The 20,245-nt window shown below is 64.6% G+C and carries 16 protein-coding genes; 11 read left to right on the plus strand and 5 right to left on the minus strand.

The features are described 5' to 3' along the window. Nucleotides 1-153 precede the first annotated feature (153 nt). From rpmH to ACVOLS_RS05790, 8 genes are all read left to right on the plus strand, one after another. Entirely contained in the window at nucleotides 154-294 is a 141-nt protein-coding gene (gene rpmH / locus ACVOLS_RS05755; protein WP_006404565.1) for a 50S ribosomal protein L34, read from the plus strand. Beyond that, nucleotides 291-794 carry a ribonuclease P protein component gene (gene rnpA, locus ACVOLS_RS05760; protein WP_481544846.1) on the plus strand — a complete coding sequence of 168 codons (504 nt, stop codon included), beginning with the start codon at nucleotides 291-293 and terminating at the stop codon, nucleotides 792-794. Before rpmH ends, rnpA begins: the two co-directional genes overlap by 4 nt. Further along, on the plus strand, nucleotides 794-2,503 hold the full coding sequence (gene yidC, locus ACVOLS_RS05765) for a membrane protein insertase YidC (protein ID WP_481544847.1): 1,710 nt from the start codon (nucleotides 794-796) through the stop codon (nucleotides 2,501-2,503). The genes rnpA and yidC overlap by 1 nt, the downstream gene beginning before the upstream one ends. A gap of 260 nt (nucleotides 2,504-2,763) precedes the next feature. Beyond that, on the plus strand, nucleotides 2,764-5,445 hold the full coding sequence (locus ACVOLS_RS05770) for a polysaccharide deacetylase family protein (protein WP_481544848.1): 2,682 nt from the start codon (nucleotides 2,764-2,766) through the stop codon (nucleotides 5,443-5,445). A gap of 3 nt (nucleotides 5,446-5,448) precedes the next feature. Beyond that, nucleotides 5,449-6,798 carry a tRNA uridine-5-carboxymethylaminomethyl(34) synthesis GTPase MnmE gene (gene mnmE, locus ACVOLS_RS05775; protein WP_481544849.1) on the plus strand — a complete coding sequence of 450 codons (1,350 nt, stop codon included), beginning with the start codon at nucleotides 5,449-5,451 and terminating at the stop codon, nucleotides 6,796-6,798. Nucleotides 6,799-6,854: 56 nt separating this feature from the next. After that, complete coding sequence (locus tag ACVOLS_RS05780; RefSeq protein WP_481535326.1) at nucleotides 6,855-7,241, plus strand: VOC family protein; 387 nt, start codon at nucleotides 6,855-6,857, stop codon at nucleotides 7,239-7,241. A 214-nt stretch (nucleotides 7,242-7,455) separates the two neighbouring features. Further along, nucleotides 7,456-9,072 carry an ATP-binding cassette domain-containing protein gene (locus tag ACVOLS_RS05785; RefSeq protein WP_481544850.1) on the plus strand — a complete coding sequence of 539 codons (1,617 nt, stop codon included), beginning with the start codon at nucleotides 7,456-7,458 and terminating at the stop codon, nucleotides 9,070-9,072. 127 nt (nucleotides 9,073-9,199) lie between these two features. Beyond that, the gene (locus ACVOLS_RS05790) at nucleotides 9,200-10,234 is read left to right on the plus strand and encodes a glycerophosphodiester phosphodiesterase (protein ID WP_481544851.1); all 1,035 of its coding nucleotides are present in this window, start codon (nucleotides 9,200-9,202) and stop codon (nucleotides 10,232-10,234) included. Between the two features lie 252 nt (nucleotides 10,235-10,486). On the opposite strand, the gene ACVOLS_RS05795 is transcribed toward ACVOLS_RS05790, so the two are convergent. Together ACVOLS_RS05795 and ACVOLS_RS05800 are read right to left on the minus strand one after the other, a co-directional pair. Continuing rightward, on the minus strand, nucleotides 10,487-11,275 hold the full coding sequence (locus ACVOLS_RS05795) for a rhomboid family intramembrane serine protease (RefSeq protein ID WP_481544852.1): 789 nt from the start codon (nucleotides 11,273-11,275) through the stop codon (nucleotides 10,487-10,489). A gap of 96 nt (nucleotides 11,276-11,371) precedes the next feature. After that, entirely contained in the window at nucleotides 11,372-12,331 is a 960-nt protein-coding gene (locus ACVOLS_RS05800; protein ID WP_481544860.1) for a TerC family protein, read from the minus strand. A gap of 284 nt (nucleotides 12,332-12,615) precedes the next feature. Here ACVOLS_RS05800 and ACVOLS_RS05805 point away from each other — a divergent pair, with 284 nt between their 5' ends. After that, complete coding sequence (locus ACVOLS_RS05805; protein WP_481544853.1) at nucleotides 12,616-13,785, plus strand: class I SAM-dependent rRNA methyltransferase; 1,170 nt, start codon at nucleotides 12,616-12,618, stop codon at nucleotides 13,783-13,785. Between the two features lie 188 nt (nucleotides 13,786-13,973). Continuing rightward, nucleotides 13,974-15,215, plus strand: a complete 1,242-nt coding sequence (locus ACVOLS_RS05810; protein ID WP_481544854.1) for a dipeptidase — start codon at nucleotides 13,974-13,976, stop codon at nucleotides 15,213-15,215. Between the two features lie 312 nt (nucleotides 15,216-15,527). Here ACVOLS_RS05810 and ACVOLS_RS05815 read toward each other — a convergent pair whose 3' ends face one another. The 3 genes from ACVOLS_RS05815 to ACVOLS_RS05825 all read right to left on the minus strand — a co-directional run bounded on the left by ACVOLS_RS05815 (nucleotide 15,528) and on the right by ACVOLS_RS05825 (nucleotide 18,388). Then, a complete protein-coding gene (locus ACVOLS_RS05815; protein WP_481544855.1) occupies nucleotides 15,528-16,964 on the minus strand; it encodes an amino acid permease in 1,437 nt (478 codons plus the stop codon). A 227-nt stretch (nucleotides 16,965-17,191) separates the two neighbouring features. After that, on the minus strand, nucleotides 17,192-17,821 hold the full coding sequence (gene leuE / locus ACVOLS_RS05820; RefSeq protein WP_481544856.1) for a leucine efflux protein LeuE: 630 nt from the start codon (nucleotides 17,819-17,821) through the stop codon (nucleotides 17,192-17,194). 18 nt (nucleotides 17,822-17,839) lie between these two features. Next, complete coding sequence (locus ACVOLS_RS05825; protein WP_481544857.1) at nucleotides 17,840-18,388, minus strand: nucleoside 2-deoxyribosyltransferase domain-containing protein; 549 nt, start codon at nucleotides 18,386-18,388, stop codon at nucleotides 17,840-17,842. Nucleotides 18,389-18,508: 120 nt separating this feature from the next. Here ACVOLS_RS05825 and ACVOLS_RS05830 point away from each other — a divergent pair, with 120 nt between their 5' ends. Beyond that, nucleotides 18,509-20,047 (plus strand): DNA recombination protein RmuC, encoded by a 1,539-nt coding sequence (locus ACVOLS_RS05830; protein WP_481544858.1) that lies wholly within the window; start codon nucleotides 18,509-18,511, stop codon nucleotides 20,045-20,047. The last annotated feature ends 198 nt before the right edge of the window (nucleotides 20,048-20,245 follow it).

Below are 20,245 nucleotides of genomic sequence, written 5' to 3' on the forward strand. Positions count from 1 at the left end.
CGATGCGGGAATGCTTGTCCCGGTTTTATTCACAGGCTCATCCACAAGATGTACACCGGCCTGTGGATAGCTTTGTCAAGCAAGACTTGACGTGACCCCGGTAGGGTCTATAGAATTTCCGGTTCTTTCCGTCCACTTCATACAGGTGCCCCAATGGCCACCAAGCGCACGTTCCAACCCAGCAACCTCAAGCGCAAGCGCGATCACGGCTTCCGTGCTCGTATGAAGACCGCCGACGGCCGCAAGATCCTGTCGCGTCGCCGCGCCAAGGGCCGCAAAGTCCTCAGCGCTTGATTGCGTTGCCGCCTGAAGCGGCAATCGCAACACCGATCGTGATCAGTACCTGCCCGCGCAAGCGATTCCCTCGCTCTGCGCGGGTTCGTACGCGTGCCGAATATACAACGGTCTTCAACGGCGCCCGCCGTGTATCCGATCCCTTGATGACACTCCACTGGTTGAAAGGGGATACCCCTGCTCGACTCGGCTTGGCTGTGTCACGCAAGGTGGATACGCGTGCGGTCGGTCGTAACCGTATCAAGCGTGTGTTGCGGGATGCAACACGCCACCTACGGTCGTGCCTGAGCGGTGGCGATTACGTCATCGTTGCCCGATCCGCGGCCAAGACCGCCAGTAATCAACAGATCCGTGAGGCGTTCGAGCGCCTGCTGCGCCGTTCCGGCGCATTGCCCGTTGTGGCTGCGGGCGGCACAATGCCGCCGCACGAGGGCGCACCCGCCCCTCTTCCTTTGAACGTACCGGACACTTCCTCCGGTCGAGCCGAGCCTGCCTGCTGATGAACCAGACCCGTGTATTCCTGATTTTTGCCTGGCTGATGGTAGCCGTGCTGCTGTGGATGGAATGGGGTCGCGAAAAGGCCGCACCGGATCCGGCAACCGTGGCCACCACCCAGCCGGCCGTGCCGGGTGCCAATGACGTCGATCTGCATGCACCGGCTACCGCCGACGTGCCGCAAGCGACCGTGCCGGGCCAAGCGCCTGCTGCCGCCGGCGCACCGGGCATGGAAGCCGCTGCCAGCGCCCAGCGCGTGACCGTCACCACCGACGTACTGAAGCTGGTGCTCGACGGCCGCAGCGTGCTCGACGCCGATCTGCTGCACTTCCCGCAGACCAAGGCCGCCGGCAGCCCGCCGGTGCAGTTGCTGACCGAAGACAAGGCGCATCCGTATAGCGCCACCGCCGGTTGGGCCAGCCAGAACAACTCGCCGGTGCCCGGCGCCAACGGCTTCCAGCCGGTGCAGGGCGTCACCACCGTCGCCCTGGCTGATGGCCAGAACGAAGTGCAGGTGCCGTTCGTCTGGAACGGCCCGAACGGCGTCAGCATCCACCGCACCTACACCTTCAAGCGTGGCGATTACGCCATCAGCGTGAAGGACGAAGTGGTCAATACCGGCACTGCGCCGTGGCAGGGCTATGTGTTCCGCAAGCTGGACCGCGTGCCGCCGGTGATCACCAAGGGCATGACCAACCCGGATTCCTTCAGCTTCAACGGCGCCACCTGGTTCAGCCCGGCTGATGGCTACCAGCGTCGTGCGTTCAAGGACTACCTGGAAGACGGCACCATCAACCAGACCATCAGTGGTGGCTGGGTGGCGATGCTGCAGCACCATTTCTTCACCGCCTGGATTCCGCAGGCTGACCAGTCCGCGCTGTACCTGCTGTCGCAGAACGGCCCGCGCAACGTGATCGAAACCCGCGGCCCCGGCTTCACCGTGGCACCGGGCCAGAAGGTCAGCACCGAGGCACGCCTGTGGGTGGGCCCGAAGCTGGTCAACCAGATCGCCAAGGAAGACGTGAAGGGCCTGGACCGCGTGGTCGATTACAGCCGTTTCTCGATCATGGCCATCATCGGCCAGGGCTTGTTCTGGGTGATGAACCAGGTGCACAAGCTGGTCGGCAACTGGGGCTGGGCCATCATCGGCCTGGTGATCCTGTTGAAGATGGCGCTGTTCCCGCTGGCCAATGCGCAGTTCAAGTCACAGGCCAAGATGCGCAAGTTCCAGCCGCGCATCGCGCAGCTGAAAGAGCGCTACGGCGACGACAAGCAGAAGTTCCAGACCGCAATGATGGAGCTGTACAAGAAGGAGAAGATCAATCCGCTGGGTGGCTGCCTGCCGCTGCTGATCCAGATGCCGATCTTCTTCGCCCTGTACTGGGTGCTGGTGGAGTCGGTGGAACTGCGTCAGGCGCCGTGGCTGGGCTGGATCCAGGATCTGACCGCACGTGACCCGTACTTCATCCTGCCGATCATCAACATCGCGGTGATGTGGTTCACCCAGAAGCTGACCCCGGCTGTGGGCATGGACCCGATGCAGCAGAAGATGATGCAGTTCATGCCGTTGGTATTCGGCGTGATGATGGCCTTCATGCCGTCCGGCCTGGTCCTGTACTGGGTGGTCAACGGCGGCCTGAGCCTGCTGCAGCAGTGGTGGATGATCAAGAAGCACGGCGAAGACGCGCCGAGCAAGGTGATCGAAGCCAAGTAAGCAAAAGCCCGCCGCAAGGCGGGCTTTTCGCATGTGGGGGAGGCCACACCAAGACAGATCGTTCGGCTGTTTGTAGCAGCGGCGTACGCCGCGAAGCCGACGCAGCATCAGATCGCACAGCTTCCCGGTGTTCCAGCAAGGCCAGCTTCGCGGCTTACGTCGCTCCTACAAAGGGGGCGGCATTTCGTCGCAAGCCGGCCTCTTCGCCTGTGGCGTTAGAATCACCACATCTGCTGCACCCTTTCACCCCCGAGCCTGCCATGCCCCGTTCGTTGTCGTGCCGTCTGATTTTGCCTGCCGTGCTGCTTGCCGCGTTGACGGTCGCCGGCTGTTCCAAACAGGACGAGACCGGCACCGCGACGCCGACCCAGGCCAGCGCGCAGGCTGCAGCCGCGGCCAACCCAGCGGCTGCACCGCTGTTGACTGCATTGCAGAAACAGTTGGACGGGCATCGCCGCATCGTCGTGTTGCTGGCCGACGAAACACAGCAATCGCCGGCCGACCGCCAGACTTCCAGCCGCATCGGCCAGCAGCTGTTCCACGATGGTTTGGAACAGCGCCAGGCCATCGCCGCACAGTTCGACGCCTTGCTGCGTGACCCCAATCCGCAACGCTTCGTTACCTTGGGCACGGTGCTGGATTACATCGAATCCTCGCCCGAGCTTTACGACGCAGATCGTCTGGCTTTCCGCGAAATACTGCGTGAACTGCATCAACGTGTAGGCGCGGATTCCTCGCTGCCAGCCGTAAAGCTGCACCAACGCATCGGCGAAGACCTGGAAGCACTCGATGAAATCGAGCGCAACTACAACCAGGAGCTGACCCGCATCTTCAGCCGCTTCGAGCGCACCCGCGCCATCGAGCTCAAGCGCGAGAAGTGGGACGACTATGTCGCCCACCTCAGCACGCTGTACAAGCGCGACGCCATCCTGCGCGACTTTGGCGTGATCGAGCCCTACCCGATGTCGATGCAGGACAGCGACCGCGAGATCTTCGGGCGCGACCTGCCGGCGAAAACCGTGGTGCTGACCTTCGACGACGGCCCGCACAAGGCATACACCGATGAAGTCGTCGCCATCCTGCAGCGCTACGACGTGCCGGGCGTGTTCTTCGAAGTGGGCCGCAACCTGGGCGCGGTCGAGGCCGATGGCAAGGTCAAGCTCGGGCCGATGGCCGGCATCAGCCGCAGCCTGATGGAGCATGGTTATGCGGTCGGCAATCACAGCCTGACCCACGCGCAGCTGTCGCGCACCACCGGCGATGCGCTGCGTCAGCAGGTACTGGATACCGACACGCTGCTCAAGGGCGTGGATGCCAAGCGCGCGCCGCTATTCCGCTTCCCGTATGGGGCGCGCAATGCCGAAGGCCTGCAGCTGCTCAACGAAGCCGGCCTGAAATCCATCATGTGGAACATTGACTCGATGGACTGGGCCGATCCGGTGCCCGAATCCATCGTGCAGCGCGTGGTCGACCAGGTGCAGAAGGAACAGCGCGGCATCATCCTGTTCCATGACATCCACGACCGCGCGGTGAAAGCGCTGCCGCAGATCCTCGACAAGCTGATCGCCGACGGCTACCAGTTCGCCGGCTGGAACGGCCGTGATTTCAGTGTCAGCCGTGCGCGCAAGGGCGCGGTCGCCGATACCACGGTCACCACCGGCTACGAAAAATCCTGGGCGATCGTCATTGGCATCGATGACTACGCCAAGTGGCCCAAGCTCGAATACGCCGGCCGCGACGCGCAATCCATCGCCGATACGCTGACCGGCCAGTTCGGCTTCCCGTCCTCGCAGGTGATCGTGCTGAAGAACCAGCAGGCCACCCGCAACAACATCCTCGCTGCTTTCCACGACCGCCTGGCCGATGAGCGCACCGGCAAGAACGACCGCGTGTTCGTGTTCTTCGCCGGCCATGGCGCGACCCGCCAGCTGGCCTCTGGCCGCGACCTCGGCTACATCATTCCGGTGGATTCGGATCCGAACGAATTCGCCACCGATGCGATCGCGATGACCGACATCCAGAACATCGCCGAGAGCATGCAGGCCAAGCACGTGCTGTTCGTGATGGACGCCTGTTACAGCGGCCTTGGGCTTACCCGTGGCGGCGGCAGTTCGTCGTCGTTCCTGCGCGAGAACGCACGCCGCAGCGCGCGGCAGATGCTGACTGCCGGCGGTGCCGACCAGCAAGTCGCCGATAGCGGCCCGAATGGGCATTCGGTATTCACCTGGGTGCTGTTGCAGGCGCTGGCCGGCAAGGGCGACCTCAACGGCGATGGCCTGATCACCGGCACCGAGTTGGCTGCGTATGTGGCGCCTGCGGTGTCGGCGGTATCGCGACAAACCCCGGCCTTCGGCAGCCTGCCTGGTTCGCAGGGCGGCGAGTTTGTGTTCCAGGTGCCGGACAGCCAGGAATTCCTCAATGCCGATACCCGCCAGTTGTCGGCTGACGCCATCGCCCTCAATAGTCGCGTCGATGCCGTGCAGGACGCCAAACCTGCAGGCAAGACCGAAGCACCGGTGACCGTGGCCGATCTGCAGGGCGGCAAGAGCACCCTGGTGGTACCGGCCGCGGTGCCGACTTCGGACCGTCAGCGCGCGCAGCAGGCCAACGACCGCGGCTTGCAGCTGTACCGCGAGAAGCGTTACGACGAAGCGGTGGCGCAGTTCACCGAAGCATTGAAGTTGCGTCCCGATTTCGCCCAGGCAGCCAACAACCTCGGCTTCGTCTATTACCGCCAACAGCGCTATGCAGAAGCGGCACGCTGGCTGGAGAACACCTTGAAGATCGATCCCTCGCGCGCCGTGGCCTATCTGAATCTCGGTGACGCCTACTTCAATGCCGGTGACAAGCCCAAGGCCAAGCAGGCCTACAGCACCTACCTGGAGCTGCAGCCGCAAGGCAGCGGTGCAGCCCAGGCCCGCGCACAACTGCAGAAGCTGTAAGCCATGAGCGACGTGTCCACAGGCCAGACCATTGTTGCCATCGCCAGCGGCGTCGCTGCCGGCGGCGTCGGCATGCTGCGCGTCTCCGGCCCGCAGTCGCTGCAGATTGCAGTTGCGCTGGGGTGCCCGCTGCTCAAGCCGCGCCACGCCCATTACGCGAAGTTCCGCGATGCCGCAGGCGAGGTCATCGACGACGGCATCGCCCTGTACTTCCCCGGTCCGCGCAGCTTTACCGGCGAGGAGGTGGTGGAACTGCAGGGCCACGGCAGCCCGGTGGTGCTGCGCCAGCTGCTGGCCCGCTGCATCGAACTGGGTGCGCGCCAAGCGCGCGCTGGTGAGTTCAGCGAGCGGGCCTTCCTCAACGGCAAGCTCGACCTGGCCCAGGCTGAAGCCATCGCCGACCTGATCGCCGCTGGCGATGTGTGCGCTGCACGCGCCGCGCGTCGCTCGCTCGATGGCGTGTTCTCGCGCCGGGTGGAAGAGGTGGGCGAGCAACTGGTGCGGCTGCGCATCCACGTCGAAGCCGCCATCGACTTCGCCGATGAGCCGCTGGATACGCTGGGCGGCGCGCAGGTGCGCGCCGGCATCGAACAAGCCAAAGCCTTGCTGGCCCAGCTGCGCATCGACGCCGAACGCGGTCGCAAGCTGCGTGATGGCCTGCATGCGGTGCTGATCGGCCCGCCGAACGCCGGCAAGAGCTCGCTGCTCAATGCATTGGCCGGCAGCGAACGGGCCATCGTTACCGATATCGCCGGCACCACCCGCGACACACTGCGCGAGACCATCCGCATCGACGGCCTGGAGCTGGAACTGGTCGATACCGCTGGCCTGCGCGAAGGCGGCGACGCCATCGAACGCGAAGGCATGCGCCGCGCCCGCGCCGAGATGCAGCGCGCCGACCTGGCCATCGTGGTGCTCGACGCCCGCGACCCGGAGGCGGGCAAGGCAGCGATCGGCGACGCTGCCGCTCAGGCCGCGCGGCAGCTGTGGATCTACAACAAGTCCGACCTGCTACCGCAGTGGCCGCAGCAGTTGGGCGAAGACAGCATCGCTTTGTCTGCCGCCAACGGGCAGGGCCTGGAGCAGCTGCACGCGCGCCTGCGCGAGATCGCCAGCCACGGTGCGGGCGAGGGCATGCAGGGCGAGTTCTCAGCGCGTCTGCGCCACGTTGAAGCGCTGGCACTGGCCAGCGAACACCTCGATGCCGCCGATGGGCAGCTGCATTACGACCAGCTGGAGCTGGCCGCCGAGGAACTGCGCCTTGCGCATGATGCACTCGGCGAAATCACCGGCCGCATGACCGCGGACGATCTGCTGGGCAGAATTTTCTCGAGCTTCTGCATCGGCAAATGATGCCGGTGTGGAGTGAATGGCCCACAGGGGCCGGACAACACAACAGGAGATAGTGGATGTTTTCGCACATCGTGGTTGGCGCCAATGACATAGAGGCATCCAAGGCGTTCTATGACGCACTGCTGTCCACGCTCGGCGCAAAGCCTGGCTTCGTGGATCCCAAGGGCAACGTGGTCTATCTCCACGCTGGCGCTTTGCTGATTGTCGGCCATCCGCGTAATGGCGAGCCGGCCACCCATGCCAATGGCGGCACCATCGGCTTCAGCTGCGCCTCTCCAGAAGTGGTCGAAGCCTGGCATGCGGCAGGTGTTGGCCACGGCGGCGTCAGCGTTGAAGACCCGCCGGGACCGCGGCAAAGCCCGTTCGGTCCGCTCTACCTGGCGTATCTGCGTGACCCTGCCGGCAACAAGCTGTGCGCCACGCACCGTGCGGCGCAGGCCTGAGCATCGGCTCTCCCGGCAACGGCGGCGCGGACCAAGACGCGCCGCCGGTTACTGACAGTTCTGTTTGCCACCGTTAGGCTAGGCCCTGTTACGGGATCCCCCCGCCAACGGAGTCCGGTCCAATGCGCCATTGATGTCACCGTCTTGATGACGGTCCCAACCAGTCCCTGCTGCCACTGGCGGCCGGGTGCTTCGGGCATCGATGGAATACCGCATGACAAACTCAATTTCCGTGACGCTGGACGGCGTCGCATGGCAGACGCCCGATGGGCGCAGCCTGTTCTCCAACCTCAACGCACAGTTCGATGACCGGCCCACCGGTCTGGTCGGTCGCAATGGCGTGGGCAAATCCGTGCTCGCACAAATACTGGCCGGGCTGCGCCAGCCCAGTGCCGGGCACTGCCGTCGCATCGGTGAGGCCTACTACCTTGCACAGCAGGTACAGCCACAAACAGGACAGCGCGTAGCCGAGCTCGCAGCTGTGGATAAGCGTGTGGATGCATTGCGCAGGATTGAAGCAGGAAGCACGCTACAAGCGGATTTCGACGCGATTGGCGAGCAATGGAGCCTGTGTGAAACCTTGCAGCAATCACTGTCCGATGCAGGTCTGCATGGCGTGGATGCGGATACACCTGTGGATAAGCTCAGTGGCGGGCAATGCATGCGCGTCGCTCTGGTTGGTGCGCTGTTGCAGCCGGTGGAGTGGCTGATCCTCGACGAGCCCAGCAATCATCTCGATCATGCCGGCCGGCAATGGCTGGCCGAACAACTGCAGGCAAGAAAGCATGGGTTGATCCTGGTCAGCCACGATCGCCTGCTGCTGCAACAGGTGGAGCGCATCGTCGAACTGTCGCCGCAAGGGCTGCGCAGCTACGGCGGCAACCATGCGTTTTATGCACAGGCCCGCGCAGGCGAACGCGCAGCGGCCGAGGCCTTGCTGCAGCAACGTCGGCACGAACGCCGCAAGGGCGAGCAGGCGCTGCGTGATCAACGCCAGCGGCTGGAGCAGCGCAGCGCGCGCGGCAACCGCGAGGCCGCCAACGCCAATCAGGCGCCGATCCTGCTTGGCCTGCAGCGGCAGCGTGCCGAAGCCAGCCTCGGCAAGGCACGCGCGCAGCTGGATCAGCGGCAGGTGCAGCTGCACGACGCGGTGCGCGAGGCACAGGCCGGTAGTGAAGCCGCCGCCCCGGTATTGCTGGTACCAGGCGTGCAAACCAGTGGACCGGAGTGGGTAGTGCGTTCAACCGGGCTGCAGCTGCCACACGTAGCACCGCCGCTGCGCGCGCTGGACTTCAACCTGCGCCGTGGCGAACGTGTCGCCATTACCGGCGCCAATGGTGTGGGTAAGTCGACCCTGTTGAAGGTGCTGGCCGGGCAACTGCCAGCACTGGCTGGCGAAGCAAGCGTGCAGGTGCCAGCTGCTCTGCTGGATCAGCAACTGCAGCTGCTGCCCGCGCACAGCAGCGTGCTGGACGCCTTGCGCCTGCGTAATCCGGCCATGGCCGAGGGGGAACTGCGTAGCCGGTTGGCCCTGCTTGGTCTGGATGCAAACCAGGTACAGATGCCCTCTGGCCTGCTCAGCGGCGGGCAAAGGCTGAAAGCCGGCCTGGCCTGCGCGCTGTATGCCGATCCGCCGGCACAGCTGCTGTTGCTGGACGAGCCTGGCAATCATCTGGACCTGGATGCGCTGGCGGCTCTGGAAGACCTGTTGCGGCAATACCAAGGCAGCCTCTTGCTGGTTTCGCATGACGAGGCGCTGCTGCAGGCCATCGGCATCACCGCGCGGCTGCATGCCAGCGCGGATGGCTGGGAGTGGCAACACAATCAGTGACGCGATGTTCTTCCGCACGTCACATGCAGCCGTCATGCTGCGCGCCTTGTTTTCGATTGGAATGCTGACGGTGCGAAGCTGGGCTTGGTTGATGGCGGTGGGGGTTGGCGTGGCATGCTGTTGGGCAATGGACAGCTCAGCCGCACAGACTTATCCCCAGGTTTCGGTGTACGCGCACCGCGGTGCCAGCGCATTGCTGCCCGAACACACCCTGGCCGCTTATGCACAGGCCATCAGCGACGGCGCCGATTACATCGAGCCGGACCTGGTGATGAGCAAGGACGGGGTGATGCTGGCCCGCCACGAGAACGAGATCGGCTCGACCACCGATGTCGCCAGCCATCCCGAGTTCGCCAGCCGTCGCACCCGCAAGCTGATCGACGGCCAGCAGGTCGAAGGCTGGTTCACTGAAGACTTCACCGTCGCCGAGCTGAAGACGCTGTATGCACGCGAGCGATTGCCGCAGATCCGCGGCACCGCCTTTGATGGCCAGTTCCGCATTGCCACCCTGGACGAGATCATCAGCTTCCTGGTGCAGCAGGCCGGCCGCGCCAACCGCGGCATCGGCCTGGCTCCGGAGATCAAGCACGGCAGTTATTTCCAGAGCATCGGCCTGCCGATGGAAGACAAGCTGCTGGCCAGTCTGCAGGGCAACAGCTACACAAAGGTTGCGCCGATCCTGCTGCAGTCCTTCGAGACTGCCAACCTGCGGCAGATCCGCGGCAAGCTCGGCAAGGACAGCAATATCCGCCTGCTGCAGCTGTTGAGCAGTGGTGATGAAAAGCCGGCCGACGTAGCACTGGCGGGTGGCAAGCTGACTTATGCACAGATGATGACGCCGGCCGGCCTGCGCGATATCGCCAGCTATGCCGATGCGATCGGTGTGGAACGGCGCGCGCTGGTGCCGCTGGATTCGCAGGGCAAGTTGGCGGCGCCGACCGCCTTGATCGGCGATGCGCATGCCGCCGGCCTGCAGGTAGTTGCCTACAGCTTCCGCCCGGAAAACCCGTTCCTGCCACCGGCACTGCGCCAGGGTGCGGAGAACGCGCGCAACCCGGAGGCCTCGGTGGCCGAGATCCGCGCCTATCTGCAGGCGGGCATCGATGCGTTCTTCACTGATGATCCGGCGCTTGGGCGACGGGCGGTGGATGGTGGTTCTTAAAAGCTGAAGAGCTGAAAAGCGACCCTTCCCCGGCCCTCCCCTTGCCTATGGCAAAGGGAGGGGGACAAGCGGCTGCGCTACGGGTTGTCAGATCGCCTAGAAACGCCCCCTCCCTTTGGCGCAGCCAAGGGGAGGGCTGGGGAGGGGTTAGCTCTTAGGCCTTTCAAGCTTCGCGGCCTATGCCGCTCCTGCAGGTTGATGGTTCGCTGGTAGCGCCTCTGCCGAGCATGGCTCGGCACTATCGTGCGGCGCTTAGGGCCGCTCGTCTGAATCCCGCCTGCGCAACGGCACCACAACTTCATAGTCACGACCTTCGCGCGGCTGCCACAGCACTGGCACCTGGCCCGGTGCGGGCGGTTCCAGTTCGTTGTCGGCTTCCGCCAGCTGCTCGGCGTCTTCCTCGTCTTCCCAGCTGTAGCGCTTGCGTGCAGCGCGCGGGTCGACATTGCGGAACAGCAGCGCGGCGATCACGCCGGCCGCGGCACCGCCCATATGCGATTGCCAGGACACGCCCGGCTCGTGCGGCAGGATGGTGATCAACATGCTGCCGTAGAACAGGAAGCCGATCAGGCTGGCGGCGATCGCCGGTCGGTCGCGGCGCAGCAGGCCGAGCACGAAGACCAGGAACATCAGGCCGTGGGTCAGGCCGCTGGCGCCGAGGTGGCGGCTGCCGGCATCGCCCAGCATCCAGGCGCCCAGGCCGGAACCCAGCCACAGCAGGGGCAGGGCACGCAGGGTGGCTTTGGGATAAACACTGCCGGCCAGCGTGCCGAGAATAAGCAGGGCGACCGCATTGGCGCCCAGGTGTTCAATCGAACCATGCAGCAAGGGCGCGCCAAGCAGGCCGGCCAGACCGCTGGCTTCCAGCGGCGCTACCGCCCACGGCCGCCAATCCCAGCCGCTGCTCTGCAGGGCGAACATCGCCACCAGCAGCAGGACGAAGCCCAGACTGATGTTGAACGCGCGCAGCACCCGGCTGCGGTCGTTGCGGGCAATGGTGGCCGGCGTGTCGCCGGTGTCGGGGAGGGTTGGCGTGTCCATGATCAAGGGATTGCGGCGCCTTCGGCGAAAGCCAAGGGCGCCGCGCATGGGATCTGGCATGCCACCGGCGGGACAATCCCGCCGGTGGCGCCGTCATCAGGCCTTGTGGCCGCCCTTCGGCGGAATCTTCAGGCTCAGGATCACGGTGGCGACCAGGACCGCGGCAACCACACCCAGCGAAACCGGGACCGGGATCTTGAAGATATCGATCAGCAGCATCTTGGTACCGATGAAGGCCAGGATGACCGCCAGACCGTAGGGCAGCAGGTGGAAACGGTCGGCCATGCCGGCCAGCAGGAAGAACATCGCACGCAGGCCCAACACCGCGAACACGTTCGAGGTCAGCACGATGAACGGGTCGGTGGTGATGGCGAAGATGGCCGGGATCGAGTCCACCGCGAAGATCACGTCGGTGACCGCGATCAGGATCAACACCACGAACATCGGGGTGAACCAGCGCACGCCGTTCTTTTCGGTGACCAGGTTGTTGCCGCTGTACTCGTGGGTGATGCGCAGGTGTTTGCGCATGAACTTCAGTGCCGGGTTGTTGTCCAGGCTGGGTTCTTCGCTGGCGGCGAACCACATCTTCCAGCCGGTGTAGAGCAGGAAGGCGCCGAACACGTAGAGCAGCCAATGGAACTGGGTGACCAGCACCGAGCCTGCGAAGATCATGATCGTACGCAGCACGATCGCGCCCAGGATGCCGATGATCAGCACGCGTTGGCGCTGGGTCTCGGGCACCGCGAAGTAGCCCATGATCAGCAGGAAGACGAAGATGTTGTCGACCGCCAGCGCCTTTTCGATCAGGTAGCCGGTCAGGAACTGCAGGCCCACTTCATTGGCAACGGCCGCGCCTGCGGTCTCGTGCAGGTAGTACCAAAGGCCCGCATTGAAGGCCAAGGCCAGTGCCACCCAGCCCAGCGACCAGTAAATGGCCTCCTTGAAGGTGACTTTATGCGGGCCGCCGTGGCGCATCAGCACCAGGTCGATCAACAGCGCGGCAATGACGACGACGATGAAGCCGCCCCAAAGCCAAGGATTACCAATTGTCTGCATCATGGGAAAAATTCCGGTCGTGAACGGGGATATCTCGGAACCACAAAGGCCAAGAGCTGGACACGGAATCGGGGAGACCGGGGACAGAGCTTCGCCTATGCGGCGAAGGTCTTGCTCACAGTTCCAGTGACTGGAACTGCCGTTGCACCGGAGTCCTGCGACTCGAATTGACGGCGACAACGTCTGGGAGCTACTCCCCTTCTGGAGCGAATAGTGCCGTGCGGGCCTATTACAGTCAATGAATACGCTGCAGGCAGGGGGCGCTGCGCGGCTACAATAGCGCCATGAATACCCCACTCCCCGTCGTACGCCTGAAGAACGCGTGGCGCTCCAGCCACCCGTGGATTTTCCAGAAACTGGTCGAGAAGCCGACCGTCAAGCCCAAGTCCGGCACCATCGTCGATGTGGTCGGCGTGGACGGCGAGTGGATTGGCCGCGGCTTCTACAACGGCCACTCGCGCATCGCCGTGCGCATCCTGGAAACCAATCCGGACGTGGCGGTGGACCAGGCCTGGTTCGCGCAGAAGCTGGCGCAGGCCGTGTCGCTGCGCCGTGACGTGTTCAAGCTGGACGCAACCTCCAATGCCTGGCGCGTTGTCCACAGCGAAGGCGATGGTCTGTCCGGCCTGGTGGTGGACCGCTACGACGACCTGCTGGTGGTCGAGTTCTTCGCTGCCGGCATGTTCCGCCACCGCGAATGGATCTACGAGGCACTGCGCGACCTGTTCCCGGGCTGCCGTTTCCACAGCTTCGCCGACGAACACGTGCAGAAGCAGGAAAGCTTCGATTTCCACGGCAACACCACCACCGAACCGGCAGTGATCACCGAGTACGGCATCAAGTTCCGTGCCGACCCGGCCGGCGCGCACAAGACCGGTTTCTTCGCCGACCAGCGCGAGAACCGCGAGTGGCTGAGCCAGCAGGTGGAAGGCAAGACCGTGCTCGACCTGTGCTGCAACACCGGTGGCTTTGCGGTGTATGCCGCAGCGCGCGGTGCGGCTGACGTGCTGGGTGTGGACATCGACCAGGACGTGATCCAGCTGGCCAAGGGCAATGCGCGTCTGAACAACGCCAAGCCGCGCTTCGTGCAGGCCGACATCTTCCCGTGGCTGCGTGATGCGGCCAACCGTGGTGACCAGTACGACGTGGTGATCCTCGACCCGGCCAAGATGACCCGCGACCGCGACCAGGTCATCACCGCGCTGAAGAAGTACCTGGACATGAACAAGCTGGCCTTGGGCGTGGTCAAGCCCGGCGGTCTGTTCGCCACCTTCTCCTGCACCGGCCTGGTGGCCGAGGACCAGTTCCTCGACATGCTGCGTCGTGCCGCGTTCTATTCCAACCGCACCATCCAGATCCTGAAGGTTGCCGGCGCCGGCCCGGATCACCCGTTCATGGCGCACGTGCAGGAATCGCGTTACCTCAAGGCAGTGTTCTGCCGCGTGTTGGACTGAAGCGACAACCGGGTTGTAGTGCCGAGCCATGCTCGGCAGAGGCGTTACCAGCGAAAAGCGGCCCTCACCCCAACCCCTCTCCCGTGCACGGGAGAGGGGCTAAAGCTGCCTCCTCCATGCCGTCAGTCACTGGCCCGCGGCTCCACTACAGCGCTAAGGTCTGGCCTTTCCCTTCACGGTGAGGCCTCATGACGCTGCGTCCCCTGTCCCTGCTGGTATCCCTGTCGCTGTGTACCCCGCTGGCAGCCTCGGCGGTGGAGTTCAGCCAGGCTGAGCTGAGCAAGGCCAGCGCCTTGCAGCACAAGCTGCTGACCCTGGATTCGCATCTGGATACGCCGGCCAACTTCGGCCGCGCCGACTTCAACATCATGCAGCGCCACGACCACAACGCCCTGTCGCAGGTGGATTACCCGCGTATGGTAGAAGGCGCGCTGGATGGCGGCTTCTTCGCGATCTATACCGACCAGGGCGACCGCAGCCCGGCCGCGCATATCGCCGAGCGTGACCATGGCCTGCAGCGCATGCAGGAGATCCATGAAATGCTGGCCGCCAACCCGGACAAGTTCCAGCTGGCACTGACGGCTGATGATGCTGCAAGGATCAAGGCCGCCGGCAAACGCGTGGTCTACATCAGCATGGAGAACGGCAGCCCGCTGGTCGCCGACCCGACCTTGCTGAGCTACTACTACAAGGCTGGCCTGCGGCTGATGTCGACGGTGCATTTCGCCAACAACGAATTCGCCGACTCGGCCACCGATCCCAAGGGCGCGGAGTGGAAGGGGCTGAGCCCGGCAGGCAAGGCGCTGGTCAATGAGGCGGTGAAGCTGGGCATCGTGATCGACCAGTCGCATGCCTCCGACGCGGTGTTCGACAACCTGATCGAAATGATGCCGGTGCCCTTCATCCTCTCGCACAGCTCGGCCAAGGCGGTGTTCAACCACCCGCGCAATCTGGACGATGCGCGTCTGCGCCAGCTGGCGGCCAAGGGCGGCGTGATCCAGGCCAATGCCTACGGCGGCTATCTGGTCGACGAAACCAAGAGCGCCGAGCGCAAACAGGCCGAAGAGGAACTGGAGAAGCGCCTCGGCGGCTGGGAGAACATGACCATGGCCAAGGGCGTGGAACTGCGCAAGGCGATGGCCGAGCTCGACCAGAAGTACCCGCGGCGCAAGGCCACGCTGGATGATTTCTTCCAGCACTTCGGCCACATGCTCGACGTGGTCGGCCCGGACCATGTCGGCATCGGCATGGATTGGGACGGCGGTGGCGGCGTGACCGGCATGGAAGATGCGGCCGACCTGCCCAAGATCACCGCCTGGATGCAGCGTCGTGGCCTGACCGACGCGCAGATCGGCAACATCTGGAGCGGCAATGTGCTGCGGGTGATGCGCCAGGCGCAGGACTACGCAGCGGCGCAGAAGAAGTCCTGATCGCGCGCTGTTGGATGCGCGGGATGACGAAGCGGGCTCAGGCCCGCTTTGTTTTTATCCACACGTTGTTGGGGATAAGTGGGGTGTCCACAGTTGGAGTTGAGCTTCAAGACTTTAAAGCTTTAAAGCAAAGGCCCCCCTCCCCAACCCTCCCCCTGCGCTATGCGCAAGGGAGGGGGCTGCTCTGCTCCCTCCCTTTGCCGCAGGCAAGGGGAGGGTTGGGGAGGGGGGCTCTTCGAGCAGTGCCAAAACCCCAAAAAAACAAAAAGCGGGCCGAAGCCCGCTTTTGCTTTATCCACAACTGCCTGTGGATTACTTGCTACGCCCCAGCACCGCGTTGCGGCGGCTGTACAGCGCATAGACCAGCAGGCCAAACACGTTCCACGCCAAGAACCACAACTGGGTACGTATCGGCAGGCTGATGAACAGGTAGATGCAGCCGCCGATCGCCAGCGGCCCCACCACCCATGCCAGCGGCGTGCGGAAGGTACGCGGACGGTTGGGCTCGCGCTTGCGCAGCACCAGCAGGCACAGGCCGACCGCGGTGAATGCCGCCAAGGTGCCGGCATTGGCCAGCGCGGCGATTTCATCCAGGCGCGCCACACCCGCCAGCGCTGCCACCAGCACCGCGGTGAACAGGGTGATGGTGACCGGCGTGCCGGTGCGCTGGTTGACCTTGGACAGACCACGCGGCAGCAGGCCGTCACGCGACATCACGAAGAAGATGCGGCTCTGGCCGTAGAAGAACGCCAGCAGCACGGTCGGCAGGGCGATGATGGCGACGATGCCGATCACCAGTGCGGCGGTGCCGTGGCCGAGCTCGCGCATGATCAGCGCCAGCGGTTCGGCGCTCTTGCCGAACACGGTGTAGCTCATCGCACCGACCGCGGCCAAGGCCACCAGCAGGTAGATGATGGTGCAGCCAACCATCGAACCGATGATGCCGATCGACAGGTCGCGCTTGGGGTTCTTGGTTTCCTCGGCCGCGGTGGAGATCGCATCGAAGCCATAGAAGGCGAAGAAGATGATCGCGGCTGCCGCCATCACCCCGCGTTCCACGCCATCGGCGCTGATCGACTTGGGGAAGCCATACGGCATGAACGGCTGCAGGTTGGCGCTGTCGAAGGCCGGCAGGGCGACCGCCACGAACACCGCCAGCGCGATCAGCTTGAACACCACCAGCACCGCATTGAGGGTGGCGCTCTCCTTGGTGCCGACCATCAGCATGCCGGCGACCAGGAAGGTGATGACGATGGCCGGCACGTTGAGGAAGCCGCCTTCCACGTGCGGGCCGGCGGCCAGCGCCTGCGGCAAGGCCACGTTCCAGCCGAACGAGGTGTGCAGCCATTCCAGGAAGCCGACGAAGTAGCCGGACCAGCCGACCGCCACCGTGCTGACCACCAGCGAGTACTCCAGGATCAAACTCCAGCCCACCACCCAGGCGATGGTCTCGCCCAATGCGCTGTAACTGTAGGTATAGGCGCTGCCTGCGGCCGGCATCATCGTCGACAGCTCGGCATAGGCCAGTGCCGCACAGGCGCAGATCGCGCCGGCGATGATGAAGGACAGCAGCACCGCAGGGCCTGCCTTGTCCGCACCCACGCCGATCAACGTGTAGATGCCGGTGCCGACGATGGCGCCGATGCCGAGCGCGACCAGATGGGGCCAGCTCAGCGTTGGAATAAGCCGACGGCCTTCTTCGTGTTCGGTGAGTTGGTCGATGGGCTTGCGCCGGAGCCAGGATTGCATGCGGACCTCACGGTTCGTGGTGGTTCGGGGAAGCGGCCGAGTTTGGCGTAACGCAGTGCAGCAAAGCCAGAAAAACCCGCTATTTGGCCTGCTTTTACCGCGTACAGATGTCAACGTGCCGAATTCGGCATAAAAGCGCGAGTCCAGGCCGGGTTGTGGACCCGACAACGGAGCTTACGCCGCCAAGGCGGCTCGCGGCGTTGATCAGCGCCGCACCTGCAGCACCCTCAATCGGCAATGCCCAGGCGCAGCCCGAACACCACCAGACAGACGCCAACCCCGCGTCGCAGCCATACGCCGACGCGTGGATAGCCGGCCAGGCGGCGGGCGATGAACTGTCCGCCGAAGATCAGCACCGAGCACCAGCCGACGCTGAGGATGGCGATCAGCACCGCCATCGTTGCCAGGGTCAGCGCGCCGCGCTGGCGCACCGGGTCGATGAACAGTGGGAAGAAAGCCATGTAGAACAGGATAGCCTTGGGATTGAGCAGGCCGACCAGCAAAGCCTGGCGGAACCAGCGCCGCCCGTGTTGCACCGGCGCAGTCTCGCCAGCGACCGCAGCCGCCGGTTCACGCAGCAGGTTGATGCCTACCCAGATCAGGTAGGCCGCACCCACGTAACGCAGCGCGGCGAACAGCATCGGATGCGCCTGCAGCAACGCGGCCACGCCGGTGGCGGCAATGGCGATCAGGATCTGGTCGCCCAGCATCAGCCCGGCCAGGGTGGCGTAGCCGGCACGCACGCCGCCGCGCGCTGTGGCGGTAAGCAGGGTGAAGGTGCCCGGTCCGGGCAACATCAGGAACAGGATCACGGCCACCACGAAGGTGCCCAGATCGTTGATACCCATCCACGGCATGGCGGCTCTCCGTGCGGTTCAGGGCGCGCGCTGCGTGGCGATGCGTTGTTTCACCGCATCGATCAACGCGGGTAGGTCATCAAAGCGCGGCACGCCGTAGCGGTCACCGGTGATATCCAGGTTGCCCTTGCGCCAATAACCCGCCGGCGCGGCCACCAGCAGCTTGCCCGAGCGCGCATACAGGCCGAACTCGAGCAGGGTGATCGGGCTCTGCGTGCCGGGGGCGAAGTACATCAGCACGATGTCGGCCTGTTCCAGCGCGGCCAGTTCCCATTCCACCTGGCGGCGGAACTCGGGCTCATCGGCCTCGGCGCGCCAGGCCGGATTCCAGTCGGCGCGACGGGGATTGAGCATCAGCACGCCCTGGTCAGCCAATGCCGCTTGCACCTGCTGCTGCCAGTCGCCGGCCTTGCCCATCTCGATGCTTCCCGCCAGGAACACCTTGGGTCGCGCGTCATTGGCGGGCAGGGCGTTGGGCGAAGTAATGGTCTGCGAATCACTGGCCAGGGCTGCCATCGGCAGCAGGCACAACAGACTCGATAACAACAGCAGCGACAGCGGCTTCATGGCAGGGATACGGCGGGTGGGGGCGCCCATGATCGCAGATAGGCGCCGATGGCAGTTTTCGCCAGTGGTCGGCTGGTTGCAGGATCAGCTTCTGAGACGGGCAGGGCTACACTTCTCCCCATGCAAACCGAAACCCTGATCCTTGGCGGCCTGCTGGTCGCCGTCCTCGTGCTGCAGCTGCTGCTGTTGCTGCGCCGTAATGACAACAGCGTGCTGGAAAGCACCTTGCGCGAAGAACAGCGCAGCGGCCGCGGCGAGCTGCGCGAGCAGCTGGAAACCATGGCGCGGCAGCAGGACATCCGCATCGATGGCTTCGGCCGCAACCTCACCGACCTGTCCACACGCACCGACCAGCGCCTGGACCTGCTGCGTGACAGCCTCAACGACGACGCCCGCAAGGGCCGCGAGGAAACCGCCAACGCCCAGCAGCTGCTTGCCCAGTTGCTGGGTACGCGGCTGCAGGACGTGCGCGGCCAGCTCGACGTGTTCGGCCAGCAGCAGGAAGCGCGCATGGAAGCCTTCGCCCGCCAGCTGGCCGGCCTGCAGCAAAGCCTGGTCGAGGAAACCCGCAAGGGCCGCGAGGAAGGCGCGCAGGTACAGCTGCGCTTTGGTGAAACCCTCAACCAGAAGCTGGGCGAGCTGACCCAGCGCAACGAGCAGCGCATCACCGAGATGCGGCAGACCCTGGAAGCACGCTTGAAGGACCTGCAGGGCGACAATGCCGCCAAGCTCGAACTGATGCGCCAGACCGTCGATGAAAAACTGCAGAGCACGCTCAATACGCGCCTGGATTCCTCGTTCAAGCTGGTCTCCGAGCGACTGGAGCAGGTGCAGCGCGGGCTGGGCGAAATGCAGCAGCTGGCCACCGGCGTTGGCGACCTCAAGCGCGTGCTGAGCAACGTCAAGAACCGCGGCGGCTGGGGCGAAGTGCAGCTGGACAACATCCTCGAGCAGACCCTGACTGCCGAACAGTACGCACGCGGCGTAAAGCTTCGTGCCGACAGCGGCGAGATGGTCGACTTCGCCGTGCGCCTGCCCGGTCGTGGTGATGCCGATACGCCGGTATGGCTGCCGATCGATTCCAAGTTCCCGCGCGAGGACTACGAGCGCCTGCTCGACGCACAGGAAGCCGGCGATGCCGACGCGGTGCGCAACAGCGGTAACCAGTTGGAACGCGCAATCCGCATCCAGGCCAAGTCGATCAGCGAGAAGTACATCGTGCCGCCGCACAGTACCGACTTCGCGGTGATGTTCCTGCCCACCGAAGGCCTGTACGCCGAGGTGATCCGCCGCGCCGGTCTGGTCGATGCCTTGCAGCGCGAGCACCGCGTGGTGATTGCTGGCCCGACTACTGTGACCGCGCTGTTGAACAGCCTGCAGATGGGCTTCCGGACCCTGGCCATCGAGCAGCGCTCGTCGGAAGTGTGGAGCCTGCTGGGCGCGGTCAAGAGCGAGTTCGGCAAGTTCGCCGGCATCCTCGAAAAGGCCGAGAAGCAGATCAACACGGTCGGCAAGAGCCTGGGCGACGCCAGCCGCAAGACCCGCACCATCGAGCGAAAGCTGCGTGGCGTGGAGTCACTGTCCAGCGACGCCTCGCAAGCAATGCTGGGTACAGATGACGACACCGACGAAGCCGAAGACGAAAGCCCGACAGCGTAGTGCCGAGCCCTGCTTCTGCTCCCTCCCTTTTCCATAGGCAAGGGGAGGGTTGGGGAGGGGTTGGCTCTTCGCAGGCTGACGCAGCACTGGCTTCGCGGCTCACGCCGCTCCCACAAAATGCCGGCAGCACCCATGTAGTGGGGGGCCGCGGGAAGGAGCGAACAGGGCCGGGAGGGGGCACCCACGCACAGCAACAGG

The organism is Stenotrophomonas sp. STEN038, assembly GCF_056759895.1.

What these genes read in the sequence shown, in the direction of transcription:
- ACVOLS_RS05780 (WP_481535326.1), top strand. Translation starts at nt 6,855, where the DNA reads ATGTTTTCGCACATCGTGGTTGGCGCCAATGACATAGAGGCATCCAAG.
- ACVOLS_RS05795 (WP_481544852.1), bottom strand. Translation starts at nt 11,275, where the DNA reads ATGGACACGCCAACCCTCCCCGACACCGGCGACACGCCGGCCACCATT.
- ACVOLS_RS05815 (WP_481544855.1), bottom strand. Translation starts at nt 16,964, where the DNA reads ATGCAATCCTGGCTCCGGCGCAAGCCCATCGACCAACTCACCGAACAC.
- ACVOLS_RS05825 (WP_481544857.1), bottom strand. Translation starts at nt 18,388, where the DNA reads ATGAAGCCGCTGTCGCTGCTGTTGTTATCGAGTCTGTTGTGCCTGCTG.
- ACVOLS_RS05790 (WP_481544851.1), top strand. Translation starts at nt 9,200, where the DNA reads ATGGACAGCTCAGCCGCACAGACTTATCCCCAGGTTTCGGTGTACGCG.
- ACVOLS_RS05830 (WP_481544858.1), top strand. Translation starts at nt 18,509, where the DNA reads ATGCAAACCGAAACCCTGATCCTTGGCGGCCTGCTGGTCGCCGTCCTC.
- yidC (WP_481544847.1), top strand. Translation starts at nt 794, where the DNA reads ATGAACCAGACCCGTGTATTCCTGATTTTTGCCTGGCTGATGGTAGCC.
- ACVOLS_RS05785 (WP_481544850.1), top strand. Translation starts at nt 7,456, where the DNA reads ATGACAAACTCAATTTCCGTGACGCTGGACGGCGTCGCATGGCAGACG.
- ACVOLS_RS05800 (WP_481544860.1), bottom strand. Translation starts at nt 12,331, where the DNA reads ATGCAGACAATTGGTAATCCTTGGCTTTGGGGCGGCTTCATCGTCGTC.
- rpmH (WP_006404565.1), top strand. Translation starts at nt 154, where the DNA reads ATGGCCACCAAGCGCACGTTCCAACCCAGCAACCTCAAGCGCAAGCGC.
- leuE (WP_481544856.1), bottom strand. Translation starts at nt 17,821, where the DNA reads ATGCCGTGGATGGGTATCAACGATCTGGGCACCTTCGTGGTGGCCGTG.
- ACVOLS_RS05810 (WP_481544854.1), top strand. Translation starts at nt 13,974, where the DNA reads ATGACGCTGCGTCCCCTGTCCCTGCTGGTATCCCTGTCGCTGTGTACC.
- ACVOLS_RS05770 (WP_481544848.1), top strand. Translation starts at nt 2,764, where the DNA reads ATGCCCCGTTCGTTGTCGTGCCGTCTGATTTTGCCTGCCGTGCTGCTT.
- ACVOLS_RS05805 (WP_481544853.1), top strand. Translation starts at nt 12,616, where the DNA reads ATGAATACCCCACTCCCCGTCGTACGCCTGAAGAACGCGTGGCGCTCC.
- mnmE (WP_481544849.1), top strand. Translation starts at nt 5,449, where the DNA reads ATGAGCGACGTGTCCACAGGCCAGACCATTGTTGCCATCGCCAGCGGC.